This is a genomic window from Stenotrophomonas nitritireducens (assembly GCF_001700965.1).
Taxonomy (GTDB): Bacteria; Pseudomonadota; Gammaproteobacteria; order Xanthomonadales; family Xanthomonadaceae; genus Stenotrophomonas; species Stenotrophomonas nitritireducens_A.
The window spans coordinates 1,705,874-1,729,865 of sequence record NZ_CP016756.1 but is presented as its reverse complement, the minus strand read 5'-3'; the positions used below and the strand labels follow the sequence as shown (position 1 = coordinate 1,729,865).

The window sequence follows — 23,992 nt, the reverse complement described above, 5'->3', positions numbered from 1 at the left end:
CAGGACGACTTTCCTAAGTTGTTGTCTTTCAATGGCTTTTTGCGGGAAATGCATGCCTAGAATCGGGCGTCTTCCATTCTGGGGTTGTGATGAAGTCGATCAGTCTGTTGTTCTCCGCGTTGGTGCTTGTTTCCACATTCGGTTGCCAGGCAACGTCCAAGCCCGCTGCGGCGGGCGGCGTGGGTGTCGCGCCCGGGCACAGCCATCCGTTGCCCAGACATGCGCTGGTGGGCTATCTGCACAATTTCGACAATGGCCAGGGGCTGCTGCCGGTCGCCAAGGTGGATGACAGTTGGGATGTGATCGTGCTGGCCTTCGCCGATGACATGGGCGAGGGCAAGGTGGCGTTCAACCCGGATCCGGCGCTGGATCGCACGCAGTTGATTGCAGACATTGCCGCCAAACGTGCACAGGGCAAGATCGTGGTGCTCTCCTTCGGCGGCGAGCTGGGCACGGTGACCTTGAACACGCAGCGCGATGAAGACAACTTCGTGCGCACTACCGCCGAGGCGATCAACACCTTCGGCTTCGACGGCATCGATGTCGACCTGGAGAAAATCGCAGGCGTTGTGCATGGCGCGCCGGTCATCCCGCACCTGGTATCCGCAGTGAAGCGGCTGCATGAGATGTACCCGAACCTGTATGTGTCGATGGCACCGGAGCATCCTTATGTGCAGGGTGGGCTGGTATCGATGGACGGTATCTGGGGAGCCTACCTGCCCCTGATCGATGGCCTGCGCGACGAGCTGGACCTGCTGCACGTGCAGCTCTACAACAATGGCGGCCTGCCCACGCCCTACCGCGCCGAGAAGTACCCGGGTGGCAGCGTCGACATGATGGTGGGCTCGGCCAAGATGCTGATCGAAGGCTTTGATCTGGCCGGCGGCAAGGGACGGTTTGCCGGGCTGCGTGCGGACCAGGTTGCGCTGGCGTTGCCGTCGGGCCTGCGCGCTGCCGGCAACGGTTATGCGACACCAGCGGACATAAACCGCGCCTTCGATTGCCTGACCACGGCCACCCAGTGCGATGAGCTGAAGCCGGCCCGGCCGCACCCGGATTTCCGAGGCGTGATGACCTGGTCGATCAACTGGGATGTGGCCGACGGTCGCGCGTTTTCCGAGCCGGTAGGCCAGCATCTGCGCGCAGCACGGACGCGCTGATTGCAGCGGGGAGCTTGTGCGCCTGGTGGTTTCCGGTAGTTGCCGGAACAACAGGCACAGGCTCCCCCTCATCCGATGCCCGGCCTTGCTCCAATCCAGGGGGAGGTCGCGCAGGTGAGCCGCCACCAACAGACCGGTGATCACGCACCCGTGCAGCCAGCGGACTCATTCCAGCCGGAAGTGCACCAGGGTGACCAGTTCGTCATGGCGGAAACCGGGATACAGGCGCTGCATTACCGCCAACAGCCCTGCCGGGCTACGGCATGCAGGGTCATGTTCGTCGCACAGATCCGCCTCTTCCAGGGCGTCGAAACTGCGCAGTTCGGTCTGCAGGGGCAGGGGGCCCAGTTGGCGCCCTTCACCCAAGGCGATGCAGGCCTGCGCTACCCCATGCCAACGCGCGCCGCGCCGTACGCTGGTGTTGCGGCCGGTATGGAACTGCGGGTTGTCGAAGCCTAGCAGGGGTACGGTCATGGGCTTGGCACAGGGTTGGAAAGCGGCTGTTCATTCTGGGCGCGATTGGCGCATTTTTCATCACCTGCCGTTCAAGCATGCAGGCTCAGCATCGTGCTCCTTCTGTTGATGGGATCCGGCCATGCCGCGCGCGGCTGCGCTTTTGCTGTTGCTGCTGATGTACGGGCTGTGCGGGCCTTTGCAGGCGCGCACGGTGTACCGCTGCGTGCAGAAAGCCACAGTGAGCATGGCTACGGCTCCAGAACCGGGCTCCGTCTGCAAGGCCATCGAACTCGACGACAATGCCGTGCAGACGCCTAATCTATGGGGCAACTTTGGGGTATTCAGCGGAACTCTCTACGAGCGCGAGCAGGACGGCAAGCCGGTTTATTCCACCCGCAACCTACCGGGTTCAACTCCCTACCTGCGTTTCACCGTGGCTACGCCACCGGGTGAGCCAGCGCATGCAGGATTGGGCCGGGTAGGCACGCCGCAGTTGAATCGTCACGCACCGCAGTTCCGTGCTGCTGCCAAGGCCACTGGCGTGGATGATGCCTGGCTGCGGGCCGTGGCCCACGCGGAGAGTGCGTTCGATGAGAAAGCAGTGTCACCCAAGGGCGCACAGGGCGTGATGCAGCTGATGCCGGAAACGGCGAGCGAATACGGCGTAAGCGATCCGTTGTCGCCCGCCCAGTCCATCAACGGCGGCGCGCGTTACATGAAATCGCTGCTGCGCCGTTACAACGGTGACCGGACCCTGGCTGCTGCAGCCTATAACGCAGGCATCGGGGTGGTTGCACGTTATGGCGGCGTGCCGCCGTACGCGGAGACGCGGCAGTACGTGGACAAGGTATTGGCGTTGTACGGCCGGTACCGAGAGGCGATGGGAACGGGGCCGGAAAGGCCGGCGTTGTAGTTTGGTTGTTGGGGGTTTGGATGGAGGGGCTTCGCAGTTGGAACCGAAGCTGGAACTAGAGCCAGAGCCAGAGCCAGAGCACCCCTCCCCAGCCCTCCCCTGCGCTTCGCGCAAGGGAGGGGGGCGGATGGTGCAGTGCTGATGCTTTGGCTTTGGCTTTGGCTTTGGTTTTGGCTTTGGCTTTGGCTTGAGCCCCCTCCCTTTCGCCGTAGGCGAAGGGGAGGGTTGGGGAGGGGTGCTCTGGCTCTGGCCTTGGCGTTTGCTTCTGCATTTCCCCAAACCCCAACTTCCAACCTCAATCCGCCCCAGCCTCAAGCAAGCGCAACTGCTGCCACCCCACGTGATGCATCAGCTCGCGCACCACCACCAACGCTGCAACGAAATCCGCCCGCTCCGGCAGCCCCAAGGACTTGGCTGGCATCCCGGCCGCTACCTGCGCCAGTTGGTTGAACGCCCGTTCCACTTCTTCAATATCCAACTCCCAGATTGGCTGTTGCGGGTATCCCAGCACACCCGGCAAGGGCGCAAGCGCCGCATCGGCACATTCCAATACCTCCAGCGAGTCCTGGCGCAGGGCAGGAATCCAGGGCATCAGTGCGTCTTCGGCACTGGCGATGGCCTCCTCCAGCGCCCGCTCCGTCGGCGGAAAGTGCTGCAGGCCCGCCTGCAGCAGCGATGACAGCGACAGCGGCAGGCTGATGTCGGTGGTTTGCCCGGCCTGCAGCCGGATCAGGTCTTCTTGCAGATACAGGTGCATACGGTTCTCCAACAGGGCTTTCGGCGGTTCCGCCGCGGGCCGTGAGCGTCTATCGTGCCGGGTCCGCAGTTGGTTGGGTGTACATGGATCGCAAACATTGGGTAATGGCCGTCATCGGCGTCACCGCTGCCGCCTTGGGCGCCAGCTTCCTGTGGGCGCCCGAAGCGCCCGCGCCTGCGGCGCCGCCGGCGACGCCGCTGGGCTGGCAGGCGCGGATCGATCTGCTTGGTGGTGACGGGGTGGCGGGCAACGCTGCCGGCACCGCCGCGCAGACCCGCTTCAGTGATCCCTGGGGGCTGGTGATGGGTGGTGGCGTGCTGTTCGTCGCCGATGCCGGCGACAACAACCGCATCCTGTATCGCGGCCTGGATGGCCGCTTCCAGCTGCTGGCGGGCGGTGTTGAAGGCCTTGCCGATGGCCAGGGCAGTGCGGCCAGGTTCAATACGCCCTCGGGCATTGCCTTGGACGCGCAGGGCAACCTTTATGTCGCCGACACCGGCAACCACGCCATCCGCAAGATCAGCGCACAGGGGCTGGTCAGCACGCTGGCCGGCAATGGCAGCCCCGGTTTTGCCGATGGCACTGCCGCGCAGGCGCGCTTCAACGGGCCGATGGGGGTGGCAGTAGCGGCCGATGGCCGGGTCTATGTTGCCGATACCTGGAATGATCGCATCCGTGTGATTGCCAGCGATGGTACGGTCACCACCTTGGCCGGCGGCGCGCAGCCAGGCTGGGAAGATGGCCCCGGCGCGCAGGCACGCTTCGATACGCCTACCGATCTGAAGTTCGACGGCCACGGCAATCTCTGGATTGCCGACCTGCAGAACAATGCGCTGCGCAGCATTGACGGCAACGGCATGGTCAGCACCCGCGTCGGCATGCCCAACGCCGAGCGTGTGTTGTGGGGGCCGATGACGCTGGCCATCACCCACGACGACGTGGTCTATGTGGGCGAGCGGCAGACTGGGCGCGTGGTGCAGCTGTCACCACACGGCCATATCGTCGCCGTGGCCGGCAACGATGCCCTGCGTTTTGCGCGCCCGGCCGGGCTGGCACTGGCGCCTGATGGCAGCCTGCTGTTGAGCGATGCCGATGCCTATCGCATCCATCATCTGGTGCCGCGCACGGCGAATATGCCGGAGGTGGTGCCGCAGCTGGGGCCATCGACGGAAAACCCCCTACCCGCAAACCAGGGCCGCTGGCCGCTGGCACCGCAGTCGGGTTGGCATGAGGTGACCGGCACCTTGGGGGAGGTGCGTGGCAACTTCAGCGGTGAGAGCCGGCACCATCTGCACAGTGGTTTCGATGTGCGCGGTGACGTCGGCCAGACGGTGCTGGCGATTGTCAGTGGCAAGGTCAGCAGCCCGGCCTCGACCTGGACCCTGGGCGGGCAGGCCGAAGGCTTGTCGCTGGACAAGCTTGATTACATCCACATGAAGGTTGGCCGCGATGCATCCAACCGTGCGCTGGACCCGACGCGCATGCAATTGGTGTACGACGACAACGGCCAGCTTGATCGTGTGCGCGTGCGCCGTGGCACCCGCTTCCAGCCCGGCGATGCGCTGGGCAGCATCAACAACCAGGCGCATGTGCACCTGGCGGTGGGACCGTCCGGCTATGAGCGCAATGCCGTGCGTCTTGGTTTCTCGAACTATGCCGACCATGTTGCGCCGAAGATCGACGACATCGCCGTGCTCGACGCTGACAATCAACGCCTGGCCGAAAAAGCGGATGGACGCCTGCGCGTGCCGCGCGATGCTGCCGGCCTGCAACTGGTGGTGGAAGCCTGGGATCAGGTCGACAACAACCTGCCGCGACGCCGGCTTGGGCTCTACAGCTTGGGCTATCAGATCCTGGATGCCAATGGCCGCGCGCTGCCCGGCTACGAGCAACCGCGCACCAACATCATCTTCAACCGCATGCCGCCGCAGCGCGAAGCGGTGAAGCAGGCTTATGCCGCCGACAGCGGCATCACCGTGCACGGCAGCAGCAGTACCCGCTTCCGTTACGTACTGACCAATACCGTGCGTGACGGGCTGCTGGCCGGCGGTGCGCTGCAGCTGGCTGAGCTGCAGCCGGGCAATTACACGATCCGGATCAGTGCGAAGGATTTCAGCGGCAATGAGGCGGTGGCAGCACGTGAGCTGCAGTTGCTGCTGCAGTGACGGATAAAAAAAACCCCGGCGCTGGGCCGGGGTTTCAAGTACTTCGCTATTACAGAGAGATTGCGTTGTTGCGGTGGTTCAGATCAGAAGTCGTACGAAGCTGACAGACGCATCGAACGCGGTGCGGTGTAGTACGTGCCAATGCCATAGGTGTTGGACACGGTGTAACGAGCGTCGGAGTTGAACTTCGAGTCCGACTGAACAGCCTTCAACTCGTTGAACACATTGAACACATCCAGGCTGAAGGCCAGCTTGTGGTCGGCGAAAGCCGGGCGGTACATCACACCCAGGTCCACACGCTTGGTCCATGGCTGGCGGCCCGCATCACCCGGACGCGACGGCTGACCGGCGCAGTAGTGGTAAGCGGTCTTGTAGCTCATCGGATCGCCTTCATTGGCGCCGTAGTAGCCCAAGCAGTTCTTCGGCATACCCGACATGATGCGCAGGGTCGCCGACGCGGTCCATTCGTCGTTGAACTGGTAGGCGCCGTAACCCTTCAGCTGGTGGCGACGATCGTTGGCCAAGTAGCCACCGGCGTATTCCATCAGGTACGAGCCGTCCCAGTCCTGCGTCTTGGACACATCGTCCTGGCCGATATCCGACTTCACCTGGCCTTCGGTATTGCCGAAGTTACGCGACCAGGTGTAGTCCACGCGGCCGTACCAGTTGTTGGACAGTGGGTGTTCCAGGAACAGATCGATCGCAACATAGTCGCGCTTGGCCTTGTTGCCGCCGAAGCCCCAGTCGCTGCCACTCATCTGGAACGGGGTGTAGCCCGAACCATCCAGGTGCTTTGCCAGGAACGTGTTGGTCTTGCCCGGGTTGAAGATCGTGCAATGCGGCACATCGAGGTTCGAGGTGTCGATGTTCATCGACTGCAGCTTCTCGAACATGCGGTCCGGATCACAGATATCGTCGATGGCCGACTGCAGACGACGATAGGTGACCTTGGCACCGCTGTTCCACGACTGGCCGATGGTCTTCTCGAAGCCCAGGATCAGTTCATCCTGATACTGCGATTTCAGGTCGGTGGGAGCGACGGATGCCGGATCCGGAGTCTGGCCGTATTCACCGTTGGAGGACACCGGGCCCGGGCCAAGTGCGGTCAGACCGGTCGGATTGCCGTTGGCATCGATACCGGTGTAGTTGAAATACTCATAGGTGAAGGTCGAGGCCGAGGCGCCGCGGATGGCAACACTGTTCGGCAAGGCCAGGTAGTAGCGGCCCAGGTTGGCGAACACCTTCAGTGAGGAGTCACCGAACACGTCCCAGGTGGCGCCCAAGCGGGGAGCCCACTGGTCACCGCTTTCCACGTAGGCAACGGCAGCACTGTTGTAGTTGGTGAACTTGTCATTGCGTACGCCAAGCGTCAGCAACCAGTTCGGCGTGACCTGCCAGCGATCTTCTAGGTAGTAAGCCTTCTGCTTGACAGCCATGCTGGTGGTGGTTGAGAAGATGTACTTGGAAACGTAGTAGCCGTTGCCGCCGGGGGCACCGACACCCGCTTCCGGATCGATCGGCGATGCCGGAGCAGCAGATTTTCCGTAGATCCATGCATAGCCGGGGCCGGTGACGTGCTGGCCTTCGTTATGCGCGTTGTAGTACATGTTGTCGATACCGGCAGTCAGCTCGTGGTCGCCGAGACGGTACTCCAGGTCCACGCGCAGGCCGCGGGTCTTGCTGCCAGCATCATCAGCCTTGGTATATAGGCCCGCCTGGTCGTTGCGGATCAGCTGACCACCGGTAACGCCGGTGTTCTGGTTGCCAACGCCGCTGAGGTAAGGATTGTTGGAGTCCAGCGGGTTGCTCAGCAGGTTGGTTTCCTTGCTGCGACCCCATACGGCGCTGAGGGTCAGGTCGTCGGTGAGGTAGCCGGTGTACTTGAAGATATCGAACTCATTCTTCAGCTTTTCGGTATCGGCGTAGGTTCCTGCGCGACCGCCTTCCTGCAAGGTGGCGTAGTCAAACTTGTTGTAGTAACCCGACTGGCGGTCCGTGTTCTGGACGCGGGTGTATTCCAACGTGTTGCTGTCGTTGATGTTCCAGTCGATCTTGCCGTAGAACTTCGGTGCCGTGTAGCTGTAGTGGTTACGAACCACCTGCGAAGCGATACGGTTTGCCGTTGATACACCTTCGGTCTTGTCAGCCTCGGCTGCGAGGTTGATAAACAGACGGTCTTCGATCAGCGGGCCGCTGACATAACCGCTGTAGGTTGTGCGGGTGGCAGTGTCCCCATCGCGCGAGCGATAGATGGTGCCCGGCCGGGTCGCATTGCTGTACTTGTAGCCGTCCGGCAGATCGATGTCCGGGAAATTGATGTCACGCGGGGAAGCGGCCAAGCTGTCCGGCGCCCAGGTCACCTGTGCGCCGAAGTGCCAGTCGTTGGTACCGCGCTTGCCGAGCTGGTTGATAACGCCACCGGTGGAACGGCCGTACCGGGAGCTGTAGCCACCGGTGTAGGTTTCCTGCTGGTCGATTGCGCCATACGGCAGGCTCACGCCGCCCATGTTGCTCAGTGGATTGGACGCATTGAAGCCGTTGAGATAGTAGGCGTTCTCGGTGACGCTGGAGCCGCCGAACGACAGCACAGAGCGCGAACCATTGCTGAACTGTCCGCTGCCAGCAACGACGCCCGGTGCCAACAATGCGATGGCTTCAGCACTGCGACCCAGCGGCAGCACATCGAGCTGCTCGGAGGTGATGACCGACTTGGAAACGGTGCTGCTGACGTCGATCTTGGGCATGTTGGCGGCAGTGACGGTCACCGCATCCAGAGTGGTGGCACCTTCGCCGCCGAAGGACACTTCGGTACCCGCGCCGACGCGCAGCTGCACGTTTTCGCGCTTGTCCAGGACCTGGCCATCGCGCTCCAGGCTGATCGAGTACTTGCCAACCGGCAATGAGCCGAGGTTGTAGCGGCCATTCGAATCCACCGCAACGCTGCGCTTGAGGCCGGATTCATTCTGGACGGTGATGGTGGCGCCGGCGGCGGATGGGGCGTTGCCGAACAGGGAGCCAGTGGTGCTCTGGGCAGCGGCGGCGCCGATGACCGAGGTAAGGACGATGGCCAGCGCGGTGCGCTTGAGCCGGGTGATTTGTGTGCTGCGGGTCATCAAATTTCCTTGGTTCATTGATTTAGCAAGCTGTTGTTGCAACCACGCTGCACTGGAATGAAATTTTCGGGTACAGCTGAACGAAATATTAATTTCACTAGTGAGCATTTTGCAATATCAGGTGAAACTAATTTCAAGCGATTGATTTTTAAAGGTGAAATTAATGTATATGAGAGTTTTGTCCTGTTCATATTCAATAGTCTCACTTGCTCTCTTGAGTGGTCGATGAATTTTTTGCAAAAAAAAGACCCCGGCCGAGGTCCGGGGTCGTCTACGCTTCAGAGACGTACATGGGTGTTCAACAAACAAAGCTCGCCGATTTGGTGAATTCCCCTCACGACATTCAGTCGCTTGCCGTGGTTCCCGGATAAGAAGATGACTGCGCCTCCCCAATATGGGTTGATGGCAGTCCGAATCAGGGCGAGGCTTTGAAAGGGTTGCAGCGATGCAAAAGGGTGGCCCCGTACCGGGGCCACCACCTAGCCAACACTTTTAGAAGTCGTACGTTGCAGAGAACATCACGTAACGCGGGCTCTGGCGAGCTATCGGCACCATATAGGTGTTCGAGACCGTGTATGCGTCTTCTTCCGACGTAACATCAACCTGGGTCGCCTTTTGCTCATTCAGGACGTTGAATACCTGCATGCTGAAGGTCACCTTCTCGTCGAAATAGGACGGCCTATACGTCACTGCCAGATCGATGTTCTTGGTCCATGGATTGCGACGTGCGCCAGGCTTGGCAATGCTACCCAGGCAGGTGTGATAAGCGGCGCCGTAACCGATCGGGTCACCCGCAGCAGTGCCTTCGTTAATGCCACCGTCCGGGTTGTAATAGCCCAGGCAGCTGATCGGGGAGCCTGACATCACGCGAATGTTGCCGCCCACCATCCATTCCGGAGTGATTGCATAGCTGCCAAACATCTTGAGCTGATGGCGACGGTCGTTGGCCAAGTAGCCGTTGGCGAAGCGCATCATCTCGGCAGCATCCCAGTCCTGCGTCTTGGAGATGTTGGTCTGGCCAAACTCGGACTTCACCTGGCCTTCGTTGTTGCCCTGGCTCTTGCTGTAGGTGTAGTTCACGCGGCCTTCCCACTTGCCGTCGAACGGATGTTCCAAATACAGGTCAATTGCCTTGTAGGTACGCTTGACGCCTTCGTCAAAGCCCCAGTCAGAACCATTCATCTTGACCTCGGTGCGGCCAGAGCCATCGACGTTCTTCAGGCTGAAGGTATTGGAACCGCCCGGATTGAACATGTAGCAGCTCGCAACTTCAACTGAGTCCGGGTCGATATTGTTGGCAATGAGCTTGTCGATGATTTTACCGCTGTCGCAGATATCATCGATGGATGATTTCAGGTCACGGTAGGTGAACTTCGCGCCGTACACCCAGTTGTCACCCCAGGTCTTTTCGAAACCAAGGATGTACTCATCCTGGTACATGTTCTTCATGTCTTTCGGCGCAAAGGCGAGAACATCAACAGGTACGCCATATTCCCCGTTGGATGACACCGGGCCAGGTGCAGGGCCGCCACCGACGCCAGGAACTTCGGTAAGACCGGTGGGCAGGCCGCTGGCATCGATACCGGTGTAGCTGTAGTACTGGTAGGTATAGGTAGATGCTGATGCGCCGCGGATTGCGACGTTGTTGGGCATTGCCAGGAAGTAGCGGCCGGCGTTACCGAAAACCTTCAGCGAGGCATCACCCATCACGTCCCAGCTGAAACCCAGCCGCGGGGCCCACTGGTCCTTGGCATCCATGTAGGCCTGGCCAGCGTCGTTCTTGTTGGTGAATTCATCGTTACGAAGGCCTAGCGACAGCAACAGGTTTTCGGTCACACTCCAGCGGTCCTCCAAATACCAGGCTTTCTGGTCGAGCGACATGCTGGTGTTGTTGAAATATTTCAGCTGGCGTACGTAATAGCCTTGGCCGCCCGGTGCGCCTACGCCCAGTGACGGCGAGATGTTGGTGGAGCCGCTGGTGGCTTTGCGGTATTCCCAGTAATCGGCAACCTGGGAGGTGCCTTCGTTCTTTGCCTCAAACTTTATGTTGTCCACACCCAGGCTGAGGGTGTGGTCGCCCACCACCCATTCCAGATCGGCACGCAGGCCGCGGGTCTTGTCCTTTGCATCAATGGACTGGTAGCCACCCTGAATGTTCTTCACCTCGTTACCGCCGTTGGCGGCGGGATTCTGAAAGGCGGAGCCTGCAATATAGGGAGTGTTCGGCAGGATGCTGGGGTTGACCTGGCGATTTGTGAAATCGCTGGTCCCGTAGGTGGCATTGAAGGTCAGGCTGTCGGTCAGGAAGCTCGTGTACTTCAGGACCCTGTAGTCCGTTTCCTTGATGATCGGGGTAGGCACGGTGGAGAGCTTTGCACCTTCGGTGAAGGTGCCAAAGTCATACGCGTGATAGTTGCCACTGTAGTCATCATTCTGTTGGAACCAGGTGGCCTCCAGCAGGTTGTTGTCGTTGATGTTCCAGTTGATCTTGACGTAGTACTTCGAGTTGTCGTCTTCAGCATGCACGCTGCGGGCATTGCCGAGGGTATTCGGGTTGGTGACCGAGTCGGTCTTGTACCACTCACCACCCGCAAAGAAGAACAGCTTGTCCTGGATGATCGGGCCACCAACGTAGCCGCTATAGCGGGTAGAGCCGAATTCGACGCCCTTGCCGCTCTGGTACTTGGTGCCAGCCAGGCTAGGATCCGAGTAACCCCATTCGCACTTCTCGTTCTTGGCCGTGCCGCAGGTCGACGGAAGATTGGGGTTTGAGTTGTACTGCGACAGATCGATGTCGGGCAGGTACAGATCGTCCCGACGCGAGCGCAGGGATTTCGGTGCCCAATCGATCTGTGCACCGAACTGCCACTCATTGGTGCCGCTCTTGCCGACCTGGTTGATCACGCCACCGTCGGAGCGGCCGTACTTGGCACTGTAGCCGCCGGTGTAAGTTTCCTGCTGTGCAACAGCGACGAATGGCAGACCCGAGCCGCCAAGGTTGGAAAGCGGTTCACCCGTGAAGTAGCCGTTGATGTAGTAGGCGTTCTCCGATGCGCCTGCGCCGCCGAAGGAAACAAGGTTGGCCAGCGCCGCATAGCCACCTGCGCCACCCACTGCGCCTGGTGCCAACATGGCAATGGCTTCAGCTGTGCGACCGATGGGCAGGCGCTTGAGTTGTTCTGCGGTGATGACCGTGCGTGTATCTACCGCGGTGAGGTCGATGGCAGCAGCGGCGGTAGCGGTGACATTGACGGTTTCAAGTGTAGACGCGCCGCCGCTGGCGAAAGATGCGTCCGTACCCGCACCCACTATTACCGAAACATCGCGAGTACCGATGACCTGGCCATCGCGCTGTACGTTGATCTTGTAGTTGCCGATCGGCAGGGAGCTGATGCTGTACCGGCCGTCAGTGCCAACAGTGACCGTCCGCGAAAAACCCGCGTTGTTGGTGACCTGGACAGTAGTTCCTGCTTCAGCTGAGGGGACCGTGCCGTAGATGCTGCCTGTGGTGCTTTGGGCATAAGCAGTACCTGCGATGCATAGGGCCAAGGCTGCGCTCAAAGCAGCCCGTTGAATGGTCTTGCGATGGGTCATCTCTCTCTCCGAAAAGTGGTGTCTACTGGAAGGCGGCAAGTCAGCAACCTAAATTCCAGGTAAACGAAAGATAACCCTAGTTACGGGTGAAAGTTAATGGGGGTTCATGAAATTGTTGTGAAAAAAGTATTTTTTATATAAAAATCAATTACTTGATTGTCAAGTCTCATACGTAATGCGACGCTTAAAACGCCTGCTGGAGTTTTTTTGCGGAGCTGGAGCGACTAGTCCAGCCGAACTGTGATTTCTACTTCCGCAGATCACGCACCCACCCGCCTCCGCTCCACCTCCATGTCAGCCACCGCCCTTACCTCGATGCTGCCGTAGGACGCCCACGGGAACTGCTTGGCGATACGCATGGCTTCATCTGCATCTGCTGCTTCGATGAGGTTGAAACCGGCCAGGATTTCGCGGGTTTCGGCGAAGGGGCCATCGATGACCTTGGCCTGGCCCTTGCGGCTGCGCAGGGTCTGGGCGCTGGCTGGTGGCTGCAGGCGCTGCGACATCAGCAGTGTGCCTTCGGCCTGCAGTGCATCGGCGTGCTGCAGGCAGCCGCGCATCAAGGTGTCGTAGTCGTCGGCGGGCAGGGCCTGTCGCAATTGCGGGTCGATGTAGATCAGCAGCAGGAATTTCATGGCGCGGACTCGTGCAGGTGGACCCGCATGATCTCGCAACAGCCTTGCTGCGTTGCCGCATTAATCCGTTCATAAAAAGACGACGCGACCGTGTCGAGATTGTCTGCGGTGGCTCGTCGTACCTGTTGTGAAGCGGGCATGCCGCCTGCAACGGAGTACGGCGATGAAAGTGATGGTGTTGGTGAAGGCCACCCCCGAGACCGAGGCCGGGGTCATGCCCACGCAGGAGGAAATCGCGGCGATGGGCGCCTTCAATGAAGAGCTGGTCAAGGCCGGCATCATGCTGGCCGGCGAGGGCCTGAAGCCCACGTCACATGCCGCGCGGGTGCGTTTTGCGGCTGAAGGCCGCAGCGTGATTGACGGCCCGTTTGCTGAAACCCGCGAGCTGGTGGCCGGGTTCTGGCTGTGGCAGGTGCGCTCGCTGGACGAAGCCGTGGAATGGCTCAAGCGCGCACCGTTCAATCCCAACGGCGGCAGCGCGGTGGAAGTGGAGATCCGCCCGTTCTTCGAAGCGGAAGATTTCGGTGCCGCCTTCACCCCGGAATTGCAGGCGCAGGAGCAGCGTTTGCGCGAGCAGATTGAACGCAACAACTGAACCCCCACCCGAGCAGCAGGAGCAGGACGATGAAATTGATTCCGTTTTTGGGCTTCAACGGGCAGACCCATGAAGCAATGGCGTTCTATGCCAAGGCATTGGGCGGCACGGTGGTATCGGAAATGAAGTACAGCGACATGCCACCCAGTCCGGACATGGATCCGGTAGGCTGCGGTGGCTTCATGCCACAACCGGAGCAGATCGCCCATTGCCAGTTGGAAGCCAACGGCGCGACGCTGATGGCCGCCGATGGCCCACAAGGTGCCGGCCCCAGCGCCACCACCATCAACATCGACGTCGACAGCATCGCCGAGGCCGAACGCATCTTCGCGGCGCTGGCCGAAGGCGGTCAGGTACAGATGGCCTTGGCTGAAACCTTCTGGGCGCACCGCTGGGGCATGTTGCTGGACCGCTACGGCAAGCCGTGGATGGTCAACTGCATGAAGCCGATGCAGGCGGGGGCATGAGCATGAGCAATCCGCAGATGATCTTCGTCAATCTCCCGGTGCGTGATCTGCAGGCGACGCGCACGTTCTTTGCTGCGCTGGGTTACAGCTTCAACCCGAAGTTCAGTGATGACAAGGCGGCCTGCATGGTGATCAGCGACAGCATCTTCGTGATGCTGCTGGTGGAGCCGTTCTTCCAGACCTTCACCGATAAACCCCTGAGCGATGCGCGCAGGCAGACCGAGGTGATCACCTGCCTGTCAGCAGCGAGCCGGCAGGCGGTTGATGAGCTGGTGGACAAGGCCCTGGCGGCCGGTGCCAGCGAACCGATGCCGGCGCGCGATTACGGCTTCATGTACCAGCGCGGCTTCGCCGACCTTGACGGTCACCTGTGGGAAATCGCCCATATGGATGGCGAGCCGGGCCAATAACCAGGAGACGATCATGGCTTACGTGGATGGATATGTATTGCCGGTGCCCAGCGCGAAGCTGGACGCCTACAAGCGCATGGCCCGCAAGGCCGGCAAGGTGTGGAAAGAGCACGGTGCCTTGGCCTATGTGGAAGCAGTGGCCGACGATGTGAAACCCGGCAAACGCACCTCGTTTCCACAGGCGGTGAAGTTGAAGGAGGACGAGTTGGTGGTGTTCGCCTACGTGGTGTTCCGCTCGCGCGCGCACCGCGACAAGGTCAATGCCAAAGCGATGGCCGACCCCAGGCTGGCAGGCATGAGCCCGAAGGACATGCCGTTCGATGGCAAGCGCATGTTCTGGGGTGGCTTCCAGCCGTTCGTGCAGCTGTGAGGCCGCACCCGCTCCCTTGCGCCGAAGGCGTGGGGGGGTGAAGAAGGCCTGTTTGCGCGCCACTGGCGCGCGGCCTGATGAACGACCGAAGGCTATGCCTTCGGGCCGGACGGGTTGGGGAGGCGTGGCTGTTGCTCTGTTCTGCGCTTCAGTAATGGAAGTTTTGAATCGGATATATCACCTGCTTCGCGGCTGACGCCGCTCCTACAAAACAGCTTTTCGCACTTGCAGCCGTCGCAGCACGATGCTCTGATCGCTGCCTATGACCGATCCACAACTGCAGCGGTTGCTCGACACCTTGTGGCGCATGGAATCGCCACGCCTGGTCGCACGCCTTGCGTGCATGCTGGGCGACCTCGACAGTGCCGAGGAGTTGGCCCAGGACGCATTGGTAGCGGCGTTGGAGCATTGGCCGGAACACGGCATCCCCGACAACCCCGCCGCCTGGTTGATGGCCACCGCGCAACGGCGTGCCATCGACCGGCTGCGGCAACGGCGCCTGCATGCACAGCGGCAGGCACAGGTCATCGACGAACAACAGGACTACGCCATGGGCGCGGAACAGTCCGACCATCTGGATGACATCGGCGACGATCTGCTGCGGCTGGTGTTCGTCGCCTGCCATCCTGCGCTGCCCGCCGACGCGCGGGTAGCGCTGACCCTGCGTCTACTATGCGGCCTGAGCACGCATGAAATCGCCCGTGCCTATCTGCAGCCGGAGCCCACCATCGCCCAGCGCATCGTCCGCGCCAAACGCCTGCTGGCCGAACGCAAGGTGGCCTTCGAAGTACCGCGCCGGCAGGAGCTGCCGCAGCGGTTGCAGTCGGTCCTGGACGTGGTCTATCTGGTGTTCAACGAAGGCTATGCCGCCAGCAGCGGCGAGGACTGGGTGCGCCCGGCGCTGTGCGAGGAAGCTTTGCGGCTGGGACGGGTGCTGAGCGGTCTGTTGCCCGACACCGTGGCGGTGCTGGGCTTGCTGGCCTTGATGGAGCTGCAGGCCTCGCGACTGCGTGCGCGGGTGGCTGCCGATGGTGCGGCGGTGCTGTTGCTGGATCAGGACCGCAGCCGTTGGGACTGGCTGCAGATCGCCCGTGGTCAAGCCGCGTTGGCACAGGCAATAACGCTTGGCGGCGCGGACGATGCCTACGTGCTGCAGGCGGGTATCGCCGCCTGCCACGCCCGCGCCCGCCAGGCCGAGCAGACCGACTGGCACGCCATCGCTGCGCTGTACGGTCGTCTGCTGGAGGTGATGCCATCGCCGGTGGTGGAACTCAATCGCGTCGTGGCGGTGGCCCAGGCGCAGGGTGCAGCGGCCGCCTGGCCGTTGCTGCAGCACCTGCTTGATGACCCGCAGCTGCAGGGCTATGCGCCGCTGCAGGCGGTGCGCGCCGACCTGCTGGCCCGGCTCGGGCGTGCTGCCGAAGCGCGGCAGGCGTTTGAACATGCGGCGGCGCTGAGCGCCAATGCACGCGAGCGCGAAGCCCTGCTGGCCCGTGCGGCAGCCGTGCACTAAGACACTGCACGCCTTCGCGCGTGGCTGGCTACACTCTGGGGGTTGCCTCACCACTGGAGTACCGCGTGAAACGAGTCGTAATCAGCCTGTTGGCGATGTCCGTGTCCACGGCCTTGATGGCCGCCCCGCCGAAATTCGACGGCGCCCGCATCTCGGCCGACGTCCGGGAGCTTTCCTCCGACGCCTATGAAGGCCGCTCGCCGGCGACCGCGGGTGAGGAAAAGACCATTGCCTTCCTGAGCAAGCAGTTTGCCGCTGCCGGCATGCAGCCCGGTGGCGACCTGAAGGACGGCCAGCGCCTGTGGACCCAGGCCGTGCCGTTGCTCAAGGGCGATATCGTCGGCAAGCCGGAGCTGGCGCTGAGCAGCCAGGGCAAGCCGCAGACGCTGAACCAAGGCCAGGAAATCGCCGTGCGTGCGGCGATGAACGGGGCAAGCCAGGTCGATATCCGCAACGCGCCGCTGGTGTTCCTGGGCTATGGCGTCAAGGCGCCGGAGCGCAACTGGGACGACTTCAAGGGCGTTGACCTGAAGGGCAAGATCGCGGTGGTGCTGATCAATGATCCGGATTTCGAAACCGGCACCGGTGATTTCGACGGCAAGGGCATGACCTATTACGGCCGTTGGACCTACAAGTTCGAAGAGGGCGCGCGCCAGGGCGCCGCCGGCGTGCTGATCGTGCACGAAACCGCACCGGCCTCCTATGGCTGGGCGACGGTGGCCGGTTCCAATACCAACACCATGTTCGATGTGGTCCGGCAGAACCCGGCCGAGGCGCACCCGGCGCTGGAAGGCTGGATCCAGCGTGACCTGGCGGTGGACCTGTTCAAGCGCGCCGGCCTGGATTTCGAAGCACTGAAGAAGCAGGCGCAGTCGCGCGACTTCCAGCCGGTGGAATTGAAGGGTGAGACCTTCTCGGCCAATTACCAGGTCAAGAACGAGGTGATCACCTCGCACAACGTGGTCGCGCGCCTGGAAGGCAGCACCCATCCGGACGAGACCATCATTTACTCCGGCCATTGGGATCACATCGGCGTCGGTGAGCCGGACGCACGTGGCGACCGTATTTTCAACGGTGCGATGGACAACGCCTCGGGCACCGCGGCACTGGTTGAACTTGCGCGTGGTTTTGCTTCGCAGCCGAAACCGCAGCGTTCGGTGGTGTTCCTGGCGGTGACGGCCGAAGAGAAGGGCCTGCTGGGCTCGGAGTACTACGCCAACAACCCGCTGTATCCGTTGGCCAAGACGGTGGCGGTGATCAACATGGACGGCATGTCGCCGTACAGCCCGTCGCGTGATTTCGGCATCTACGGCACGGCCAAGGTGGAGCTGCTGGACCAGCTCAAGGACGTCGCCAAGGGCTGGGACATCCGCTACACCCCGGACACCAAGCCCGAGGCCGGCCTGTTCTTCCGCTCCGATCACTTCCCGTTCGCCAAGCGCGGCGTACCGGCGCTGTCGTACGGGGCAGGGCAGGACTGGATCGACGGTGGCGTCGCCGCCGGCAAGAAGGCCTCCGACGAGTACACCGCCAAGCGCTACCACCAGCAGGGCGACGAGTGGCAGGCTGACTGGACCTTTGCCGGGGCTGCCCGCGATCTGGAAGTGCTGTACACGCTCGGTGAGAAGCTGGCCAACTCACGCGACTGGCCGAACTGGAGCCCGGAAGAAAGCTTCCGCGCGGTCCGCGATGCGAGCGCCGCAGAGCGCAAGTAAGGCATGACGCAAGTGCGCTTGAAGCCCTTCGCGCGATGCACGAAAGGGCGAGAGCTTGAAGCCCCTCTCCTGTGGGGGGAGAGGGACCGTTTGCGAACCGCCGGTTCGCGGTCACTCGAGCGCCCTTGCGTCAATGCAAGGGCCGGGGCGCGGAGCGGGGGTTGGGGAGAGGGCAGCTTTGAAGCTTCAAAGTGAAAAGCACCCCTCCCCAACCCTCCCCTTCGCACGATGTGCGAAAGGAAGGGAGCTTGAAGCCCCTCCCCCGCATGCGGAGAGGGGTTGGGGGAGAGGGCTGCAACTGCACAGCGTTTGAAGCTCGTCCCGATCCTCGTTCGCCGCACCACCAAGGAAGACCCATGACAAACACCAGCGCACGCCGCGCAATCCTCTACCTGGCCTGCACGTTTTTCCCGATGGCAGCACTCGCCTCGCCATTGCCGCCGAACTGGCAGATGCTGCCCAGCACTCAACAGCAGCCGGAGAAAGGCCTTCCGGCCGCGCTGCAGGCGCCGCTGCTGGCAAAGAACCAGCGTCCGCTGGGCCAGGTGGAACTGGTGGTGTCGCTGCCGTTCGACCAGGTGCTGCCGGTGGTGCAGGCCAGCCTTGCACCGCTGGGTACCTTCAATGCGCCGGTGCAGCGCACCCGCGTGGCCTATATGGAGCACGGCTGGGGCAATGTGTTGATTGCCCGCCGTCCCGAATTGAAGGCTGACTTCATCCGTCGCTACCGCATGCCGGCACTACGCACGGCGGTGGAGCAGGGCGCACTGCTGGCAGAAGAACTGCCAATACGCGAACAACGCCTGCAGCGCGACCCAACGGTGGATGCGCTGAGCGACAAGATGACCGAGCTGCAGGTTGATTTCGCCAGCTGGCAGGCCAGCGCCGAGCACAAGCACGGGCTGCTCGGGCGCGCGAAAAGCACAATCGAAGTGCGCGTCATGCAGATCGACGAAGCGCTGGGTAAACCTGCTACGGCAATCACCTTGAGCCGCGTTGATGATTGGCCCAACCCGAAAGGCGGTGTGATCGATCAACTGCGCGAGTTCAACGTGATGGGCGGTGGTCCGTCGCCGCGTTTGATGCGCCGTGCTGTGCCGGATGCGCTCTTCACCCCGGTGTACGACGCGCTGCGCAAGCTGCCTGCTGCGGCATTGCAGATCGGCATGGGTGCCGGTGATTGGCAGCCGCCGTTGGCCGCTGACAGCCGCATCGTCGAGCCGACGCTGACAGCCCCAGGCAGTGCCAAGGATGCTGCCAGCGCAGAGCGGCTGCTCAAGACGGAAAGCGGCCAGTACTACGACATGCGGCCGCTGGCCGACGGCAGCGTGTTGCTGCTCAGCGGCCATCCCGATGCCTTGTGGCGCTGGGCGCCAGGCATGGGCACTACGCCGCAGCGCCTGTGGCAGGCCGAGGGTGATGCCGGTCGCGCCGGCCTGAGCACCGACCTGCAAGGGCGCAATGCGTGGCTGGCCGTGCAGCAACACATGGTCACCTATGCCGTCGGCCAGCCCACCGCGACATCGCATCCGCTGCAATGGGCGGCGAACGTACGCCAGCCGATCAGCGGTGGCTGGAACTGGCTGCCGGATGCGCAGGGGCGGCCCGTGCCGTACGACCACGCGCTGGACGGGCGCAATCCGATCCGCGAGGTATTGCGGGTGCTGCAACTGCAGACGACCCCGCCGGCCGAGGGCGCGGCCTGGATCTACGCGCCGCGCTTCGACGCGCCGCGGCAAGGCGTGCTGGCAGGCTATCCGGGCAACACCCGGATCAAGCCGGTGCGCTGGGATGGGCCGGGCCAGGGCTTCTGGGTCGAGGACCCGGCGGGTTTGACCGAACTGGATGCTGCGAGCGGTCGGGTCAGTCGCGTGTTGTCGCTGCCGCGTCGTTTTGGCAAGGCCGATGGCAATGACGATGCCGGCATGGCGCAATGGGTGCCGGCGCCGTTGGGTTCAGCGGCCGGTGGCTGGATCGCGGTGGGTTTCGTGCTGATGGAAGGTGAACGCCGGAATCCGGGCATGCACGTGATCGATGTGGCCAGCGGCAAACTGAAACATTCCCTGGTACTGCCGGGGCTGAACGCCTTGAACGCCGCTGCCGCGTCGGCCGACGGCCGTTTGCTTGCCTTGGGCAGCAACGACGGCAGCACCCCGGTGCTGGCGATATGGAACTTGGACAGCGGCAAGTCGCTCAGCTTGAACCCCAGCCGCTCGGCCTGCTGGGACCTGCGCCAGCTGCACTGGGCGCCGCAGGGCGATGCGCTCGTTGGCCTGTGCGGCGACGGCGTTGCGCGCTGGCCGCTGCCCCCCGATTGGCACGCCAGGTAGGGCCCTATCGGTAGTGCCGAGCCATGCTCGGCAGGGGCCTTCCCGGCAGAACCCGCATCCGGGGGTTGTGTGGCCCAAACCCCCGGGTGCGCTGCGCTTACCCGGGCTACCAGCGGGCTGGGGTTGTGGGAGCGGCGTCAGTCGCGAAGCAAACACCACTGGCGGGCCAGGCAAGGCCGTCTCGGATACTCCATCTGCTTCGCGGCTTACGCCGCTCCTACAAGACCTCCGGCATTTCCGTCGCGGCCAATCCGGGTCTGGTCGCGCTTTTCCGGGTTTCGTCGCAGGCTGCTTGCGGCCTTGCCGGGGATGCCTATGCTCAGCCCCAATCCCTACGGTGATTGATCATGTTCGCCAGCCTCTTTCTGGGTTTCCGCATCCTCGCCGCCTGGGCACTGACCATCCTGGTTGCCGCCTTCCTGTGGAGCGGCCTGTTCAGCGGCATGGACCAGTCGCCGGGCTGGATCTTCGGCCTGGCCGCCATGGCCTTGACGGTGTTCGCATTGACCGCTGTGGTCGGCCATATCCGCCGGGTCACCCTGATCGCCGACCGCCTGGACGCCCAGTCGCTGGCCAACCGCCATCGCCGTCAGGTCGAGCTGCCGCTGGATGCGCCCACTGCCTTTGCACTGCTGGAACAGGTGATCGGGCAGATGCCGCGGATCGAGCAGCTGGAGCGTTCGGCCGGCACCTTGCAGCTGCGTGCCACCCAGCGCCGCGCCGATCCTTACGGCGAACGCCCGCCGTCACGCTGGAACCCGATGGCGCGGCTGGCCATCAAGCACAACCAGATCACTGCACGCGTCATTCCCGGCGCCGATACCAGCAGCGTCACCCTGTTCTTTGAACCCGATGCCGGCGCCTGGGTCGATCTGCTGCTGCTCGATGAAGGCAGCAACTACGAAAACGCCGAAGCCGTCACCCATGCGCTGAGCGGAAAGGTCGCCCAGCAGCGGCGCGAAGAACGCGAACACGCCGCACGCACGGAGGCCGAAAAGGAGCTCAGCGTGGCCCGGCTGAACCTGCTGCATGCGCAGGTGGAGCCGCATTTCCTCTACAACACGCTGGCCAATGCGCAGGTGCTGACCCGCAGCGATCCGGCCCGCGCCGAGCAGATGCTGGGCCACTTGATCCAATACCTGCGCAGTTCGCTGCCGGGCATCGACCAGTCGGTCTCCACGCTGGGGCAGGAGCTGGAACGGGTGCAGGCCTATCTGGAAATCCTGCAGATCCGCATGGGCTCGCGGCTCGCCCTGCAGATCGACGTTCCCGAATCGCTGCACGGCGTCAGCCTGCCGTCGATGTCGCTGCAGACGCTGGTAGAGAACGCGATCAAGCACGGCCTGGAGCCCAAGAGTGGCGGCGGCACGGTGTGGATACTGGCGCGCGAGTTGGACGGTCAGTTGACCATCACCGTGGCCGACGACGGCCAGGGCATCAGCACCGATAACAGCGGCACCGGCATCGGCCTGAAAAACCTGCGCGAGCGTCTGCGCCTGAGCTGTGGCGAGCAGGCCACGCTGGCGCTGGTATCCAACTTCCCCAGTGGCATGGCCGCCACCATCAGCCTGCCCAGGCGCGCCGGATCGACGCCAGCCGCCGCTGCAGCTGCAGCTGCAGCGCCGCTGCCCAGCAGCGCCGTTGCCGCCACCACATCGGCACCGCTGAACATGCCGGAGTTGCCGCATGCACCTTGAAGCCCTCATTGCCGAAGACGAGCCGCTGCTGCGCCAGGCGCTGCTGGCGCAGCTGCAACGGCTGTGGCCGGAGCTTGCGGTGGTGGCCGAATGCGAGGACGGTGCCGCCGCACTGGAAGCGCTGGAAACGCACAAGCCGGACCTGGCCTTCCTCGACATCCGCATGCCCGGCATCACCGGCCTGGACGTAGCCCGCGCGCTGCAGCAGCTGAGCCCGCAGACCGAGGTGGTATTCGTCACCGCCTACGATCAGTACGCGATCAGCGCGTTTGAACAGGGTGCGGTGGACTACCTGCTCAAACCGGTCAGCGATGAACGCCTGTTGGCGACGCGGCAACGTGTGCTGGCCCGTCGCCAGGCCGGCAATGCCGACCCGGGTGTGCTGGAACGCCTGTTGCAGCAGCTGGCACGGCAGCCCGTCGCCGCGCTGGCCGCACCGCCGCTGGCCTGGATTACCGCCAGCAACGGCCGCGAAACCCGCTTGGTGATGCTGGACGACGTGTTGTATTTCCGCGCCGACAGCAAATACACCGTGGTGGTCACCGCCGAGGAAGAACTGCTGCTGCGCAGCTCGCTGCGTGAGCTGGCCGCCGCGCTGGATACGGCCAGTTTTCGCCAGATCCACCGCGGCACCATCGTCAACATGAAGGCGGTGGCTGCGGTGAGCCGCGAAGACAACGGTCGTGGCGTACTGCGGCTCAAGCACCGCAGTGAAACCCTGGTCGTCAGCCAACCCTTCATGAGTCTGTTCCGCGGCATGTGATGCCGCGTCGCCTGCCGGAGTATTGCCATGCATTACCTGACCGTTCTAATTGGCAGCCTGCTGTCGATGCTGGGCATCCATGAACCCGCAGGACAGACCTCGATTACCCGCATCAGCGGCGAGCAGAGCCTGCTAAGCCGTACCACCGTGGCCGACGGCGTCAGCCGCTTCCAATGCCTGCAGAGTGACAGTGGCCGCTGCGGTTACCAGCTGTATCGCGAGCAGTGCAGTTCACGCGCCGATGGCAATGGCCAAGTTTGTGGCCGCGAAGTGCTTCAGGATTTCGTGGTGGTGGTGGGCAATACGCGGGAGGTGGATGGCTTGCCGGTGGGTTTTGCGCAGCAGGTGAGTATTCGGCGTTGAGGAGGCCTTGGGCATTTGTGCAGACTTCCCAACCCCTCTCCCCAACCCCTCTCCCCAACCCCTCTCCCGCAAGGGGAGAGGGGCTACAGCTGCAGTTGCAGTTGCAGTTGCACGTGCAGCTTGAACTCGCGGAGTTTCAAGCCCCTCTCCCCTTGCGGGAGAGGGGTTGGGGAGAGGGGGGAAGCCTCACCGCTCGCAAAAAAATCGCCGCGACAAAGCGCGGCGACTCGCAGCAGGAAACCCCGGCTGGCTCAGAAAGCCGGTTGTAGTCGCAAGCCATCGTCCCCGATGTGGTTGAGCTTGCCGACCAGTTCCGAATGCTGCCGCATGCGGCCCAGCTCACGCATGATGCGCACATCTTCGTGGCGCAGCTCGCGGGTGTTGGTGACGGCCTGCTTGTAATCCAGCACTTCCGGATAATGTTTGGCCATCTCCAGCGCTTCGGCCACTTCGTCCACGCTGTCGGCATCGGAGCTGATCCGGGCGCGGCTGTTGAAGGCCTTCATCCAGCGCTCGAAGCCAGCGGTGTGGTCGAACATATTGGCCATGAACCAGATCACGAACAGGATTGACACCCATGAGCCGAGCACGATCACCACGCGGGTGAAGGTGATATGGAAGTCATCGCGCCACAGGTAGTTGGTGATCAGGCCCAGGATCAACAGCGACGAGGCCTGCCACAGCACGATCGATGCCATCAACCACTGGCACTTGGCCTTGGCCAGCACCGACACTTCCTCGCGTATCTGCTGATCGCTCAGATTTTTCCAATGATCAACCTGCTTCTCGAACGGGCTGTTGTACAGCTCGTTGTCTTGCAACAGCAATCCCAAACCTTTGAACAGTGCGATCATGTTGAGCTCCTTGCAGATACTTGCTGGAACGAGCGACGGATGCAGGTTGAAGCGGTCAGGCAGGCTCAGTTCTAGCACTTTCGGGCGGCTTGGCAATGGGGGCGGTGCGAAGTTGCGGCCGT

The 23,992-nt window shown here is 62.6% G+C and carries 19 protein-coding genes; 13 read left to right on the top strand and 6 right to left on the bottom strand.

Annotated features, from left to right (window positions below; genetic code table 11):
* Positions 1 to 89 precede the first annotated feature (89 nt).
* The gene (locus tag BCV67_RS07385; RefSeq protein WP_062167213.1) at positions 90 to 1,160 is read left to right on the top strand and encodes a chitinase; all 1,071 of its coding nucleotides are present in this window, start codon (positions 90 to 92) and stop codon (positions 1,158 to 1,160) included.
* Between the two features lie 165 nt (positions 1,161 to 1,325).
* Here the strand turns inward: BCV67_RS07385 and BCV67_RS07380 are convergent, their stop codons facing one another.
* Complete coding sequence (locus BCV67_RS07380) at positions 1,326 to 1,634, bottom strand: hypothetical protein (RefSeq protein WP_062167211.1); 309 nt, start codon at positions 1,632 to 1,634, stop codon at positions 1,326 to 1,328.
* A gap of 121 nt (positions 1,635 to 1,755) precedes the next feature.
* Between BCV67_RS07380 and BCV67_RS07375 the strand changes: the two genes are divergently transcribed.
* Complete coding sequence (locus tag BCV67_RS07375; protein ID WP_062167209.1) at positions 1,756 to 2,529, top strand: lytic transglycosylase domain-containing protein; 774 nt, start codon at positions 1,756 to 1,758, stop codon at positions 2,527 to 2,529.
* Positions 2,530 to 2,824: 295 nt separating this feature from the next.
* On the opposite strand, the gene BCV67_RS07370 is transcribed toward BCV67_RS07375, so the two are convergent.
* Positions 2,825 to 3,286, bottom strand: a complete 462-nt coding sequence (locus tag BCV67_RS07370) for a hypothetical protein (RefSeq protein WP_062167207.1) — start codon at positions 3,284 to 3,286, stop codon at positions 2,825 to 2,827.
* 83 nt (positions 3,287 to 3,369) lie between these two features.
* On the opposite strand from BCV67_RS07370, the gene BCV67_RS07365 reads away from it, so the two are divergent.
* On the top strand, positions 3,370 to 5,451 hold the full coding sequence (locus tag BCV67_RS07365; RefSeq protein WP_062167205.1) for a gluconolaconase: 2,082 nt from the start codon (positions 3,370 to 3,372) through the stop codon (positions 5,449 to 5,451).
* 83 nt (positions 5,452 to 5,534) lie between these two features.
* On the opposite strand, the gene BCV67_RS07360 is transcribed toward BCV67_RS07365, so the two are convergent.
* The 3 genes from BCV67_RS07360 to BCV67_RS07350 form a co-directional block, all read right to left on the bottom strand.
* Complete coding sequence (locus BCV67_RS07360; protein ID WP_062167203.1) at positions 5,535 to 8,564, bottom strand: TonB-dependent receptor; 3,030 nt, start codon at positions 8,562 to 8,564, stop codon at positions 5,535 to 5,537.
* A gap of 492 nt (positions 8,565 to 9,056) precedes the next feature.
* Positions 9,057 to 12,158: a TonB-dependent receptor gene (locus tag BCV67_RS07355; RefSeq protein WP_062167201.1), complete on the bottom strand. Its 3,102-nt coding sequence runs from the start codon at positions 12,156 to 12,158 to the stop codon at positions 9,057 to 9,059.
* Positions 12,159 to 12,418: 260 nt separating this feature from the next.
* Complete coding sequence (locus BCV67_RS07350; protein ID WP_062167199.1) at positions 12,419 to 12,793, bottom strand: YciI family protein; 375 nt, start codon at positions 12,791 to 12,793, stop codon at positions 12,419 to 12,421.
* Positions 12,794 to 12,956: 163 nt separating this feature from the next.
* Here BCV67_RS07350 and BCV67_RS07345 point away from each other — a divergent pair, with 163 nt between their 5' ends.
* The 10 genes from BCV67_RS07345 to BCV67_RS07300 all read left to right on the top strand — a co-directional run bounded on the left by BCV67_RS07345 (position 12,957) and on the right by BCV67_RS07300 (position 23,016).
* The gene (locus BCV67_RS07345) at positions 12,957 to 13,388 is read left to right on the top strand and encodes a YciI family protein (RefSeq protein WP_062167196.1); all 432 of its coding nucleotides are present in this window, start codon (positions 12,957 to 12,959) and stop codon (positions 13,386 to 13,388) included.
* A gap of 29 nt (positions 13,389 to 13,417) precedes the next feature.
* Positions 13,418 to 13,855 carry a VOC family protein gene (locus tag BCV67_RS07340; protein WP_062167194.1) on the top strand — a complete coding sequence of 146 codons (438 nt, stop codon included), beginning with the start codon at positions 13,418 to 13,420 and terminating at the stop codon, positions 13,853 to 13,855.
* A complete protein-coding gene (locus BCV67_RS07335; protein WP_062167193.1) occupies positions 13,852 to 14,265 on the top strand; it encodes a VOC family protein in 414 nt (137 codons plus the stop codon). Before BCV67_RS07340 ends, BCV67_RS07335 begins: the two co-directional genes overlap by 4 nt.
* Positions 14,266 to 14,278: 13 nt before the next feature.
* Positions 14,279 to 14,635 carry a DUF1428 domain-containing protein gene (locus tag BCV67_RS07330; RefSeq protein ID WP_062171507.1) on the top strand — a complete coding sequence of 119 codons (357 nt, stop codon included), beginning with the start codon at positions 14,279 to 14,281 and terminating at the stop codon, positions 14,633 to 14,635.
* Positions 14,636 to 14,897: 262 nt separating this feature from the next.
* The gene (locus BCV67_RS07325; RefSeq protein WP_062167191.1) at positions 14,898 to 16,148 is read left to right on the top strand and encodes an RNA polymerase sigma factor; all 1,251 of its coding nucleotides are present in this window, start codon (positions 14,898 to 14,900) and stop codon (positions 16,146 to 16,148) included.
* Positions 16,149 to 16,213: 65 nt separating this feature from the next.
* Positions 16,214 to 17,863 (top strand): M28 family metallopeptidase, encoded by a 1,650-nt coding sequence (locus BCV67_RS07320; protein ID WP_062167188.1) that lies wholly within the window; start codon positions 16,214 to 16,216, stop codon positions 17,861 to 17,863.
* Positions 17,864 to 18,219: 356 nt separating this feature from the next.
* On the top strand, positions 18,220 to 20,193 hold the full coding sequence (locus tag BCV67_RS07315) for a hypothetical protein (protein WP_062167186.1): 1,974 nt from the start codon (positions 18,220 to 18,222) through the stop codon (positions 20,191 to 20,193).
* A 347-nt stretch (positions 20,194 to 20,540) separates the two neighbouring features.
* Positions 20,541 to 21,890, top strand: a complete 1,350-nt coding sequence (locus BCV67_RS07310) for a histidine kinase (RefSeq protein WP_062167184.1) — start codon at positions 20,541 to 20,543, stop codon at positions 21,888 to 21,890.
* The gene (locus BCV67_RS07305) at positions 21,880 to 22,653 is read left to right on the top strand and encodes a LytR/AlgR family response regulator transcription factor (protein ID WP_062167182.1); all 774 of its coding nucleotides are present in this window, start codon (positions 21,880 to 21,882) and stop codon (positions 22,651 to 22,653) included. Before BCV67_RS07310 ends, BCV67_RS07305 begins: the two co-directional genes overlap by 11 nt.
* A gap of 27 nt (positions 22,654 to 22,680) precedes the next feature.
* Positions 22,681 to 23,016, top strand: coding sequence for a hypothetical protein (locus BCV67_RS07300; RefSeq protein ID WP_062167179.1), 336 nt, complete (start codon positions 22,681 to 22,683; stop codon positions 23,014 to 23,016).
* Positions 23,017 to 23,267: 251 nt separating this feature from the next.
* On the opposite strand, the gene BCV67_RS07295 is transcribed toward BCV67_RS07300, so the two are convergent.
* Complete coding sequence (locus BCV67_RS07295) at positions 23,268 to 23,870, bottom strand: hypothetical protein (RefSeq protein WP_057629895.1); 603 nt, start codon at positions 23,868 to 23,870, stop codon at positions 23,268 to 23,270.
* Positions 23,871 to 23,992: the final 122 nt, after the last annotated feature.

Excerpts from the sequence above, each read along its gene's own strand:
- BCV67_RS07385 (WP_062167213.1), top strand. The coding sequence starts at position 90 with ATGAAGTCGATCAGTCTGTTGTTCTCCGCGTTGGTGCTTGTTTCCACA.
- BCV67_RS07380 (WP_062167211.1), bottom strand. The coding sequence starts at position 1,634 with ATGACCGTACCCCTGCTAGGCTTCGACAACCCGCAGTTCCATACCGGC.
- BCV67_RS07375 (WP_062167209.1), top strand. The coding sequence starts at position 1,756 with ATGCCGCGCGCGGCTGCGCTTTTGCTGTTGCTGCTGATGTACGGGCTG.
- BCV67_RS07370 (WP_062167207.1), bottom strand. The coding sequence starts at position 3,286 with ATGCACCTGTATCTGCAAGAAGACCTGATCCGGCTGCAGGCCGGGCAA.
- BCV67_RS07365 (WP_062167205.1), top strand. The coding sequence starts at position 3,370 with ATGGATCGCAAACATTGGGTAATGGCCGTCATCGGCGTCACCGCTGCC.
- BCV67_RS07360 (WP_062167203.1), bottom strand. The coding sequence starts at position 8,564 with ATGACCCGCAGCACACAAATCACCCGGCTCAAGCGCACCGCGCTGGCC.
- BCV67_RS07355 (WP_062167201.1), bottom strand. The coding sequence starts at position 12,158 with ATGACCCATCGCAAGACCATTCAACGGGCTGCTTTGAGCGCAGCCTTG.
- BCV67_RS07350 (WP_062167199.1), bottom strand. The coding sequence starts at position 12,793 with ATGAAATTCCTGCTGCTGATCTACATCGACCCGCAATTGCGACAGGCC.
- BCV67_RS07345 (WP_062167196.1), top strand. The coding sequence starts at position 12,957 with ATGAAAGTGATGGTGTTGGTGAAGGCCACCCCCGAGACCGAGGCCGGG.
- BCV67_RS07340 (WP_062167194.1), top strand. The coding sequence starts at position 13,418 with ATGAAATTGATTCCGTTTTTGGGCTTCAACGGGCAGACCCATGAAGCA.
- BCV67_RS07335 (WP_062167193.1), top strand. The coding sequence starts at position 13,852 with ATGAGCATGAGCAATCCGCAGATGATCTTCGTCAATCTCCCGGTGCGT.
- BCV67_RS07330 (WP_062171507.1), top strand. The coding sequence starts at position 14,279 with ATGGCTTACGTGGATGGATATGTATTGCCGGTGCCCAGCGCGAAGCTG.
- BCV67_RS07325 (WP_062167191.1), top strand. The coding sequence starts at position 14,898 with ATGACCGATCCACAACTGCAGCGGTTGCTCGACACCTTGTGGCGCATG.
- BCV67_RS07315 (WP_062167186.1), top strand. The coding sequence starts at position 18,220 with ATGACAAACACCAGCGCACGCCGCGCAATCCTCTACCTGGCCTGCACG.
- BCV67_RS07310 (WP_062167184.1), top strand. The coding sequence starts at position 20,541 with ATGTTCGCCAGCCTCTTTCTGGGTTTCCGCATCCTCGCCGCCTGGGCA.
- BCV67_RS07305 (WP_062167182.1), top strand. The coding sequence starts at position 21,880 with ATGCACCTTGAAGCCCTCATTGCCGAAGACGAGCCGCTGCTGCGCCAG.
- BCV67_RS07300 (WP_062167179.1), top strand. The coding sequence starts at position 22,681 with ATGCATTACCTGACCGTTCTAATTGGCAGCCTGCTGTCGATGCTGGGC.
- BCV67_RS07295 (WP_057629895.1), bottom strand. The coding sequence starts at position 23,870 with ATGATCGCACTGTTCAAAGGTTTGGGATTGCTGTTGCAAGACAACGAG.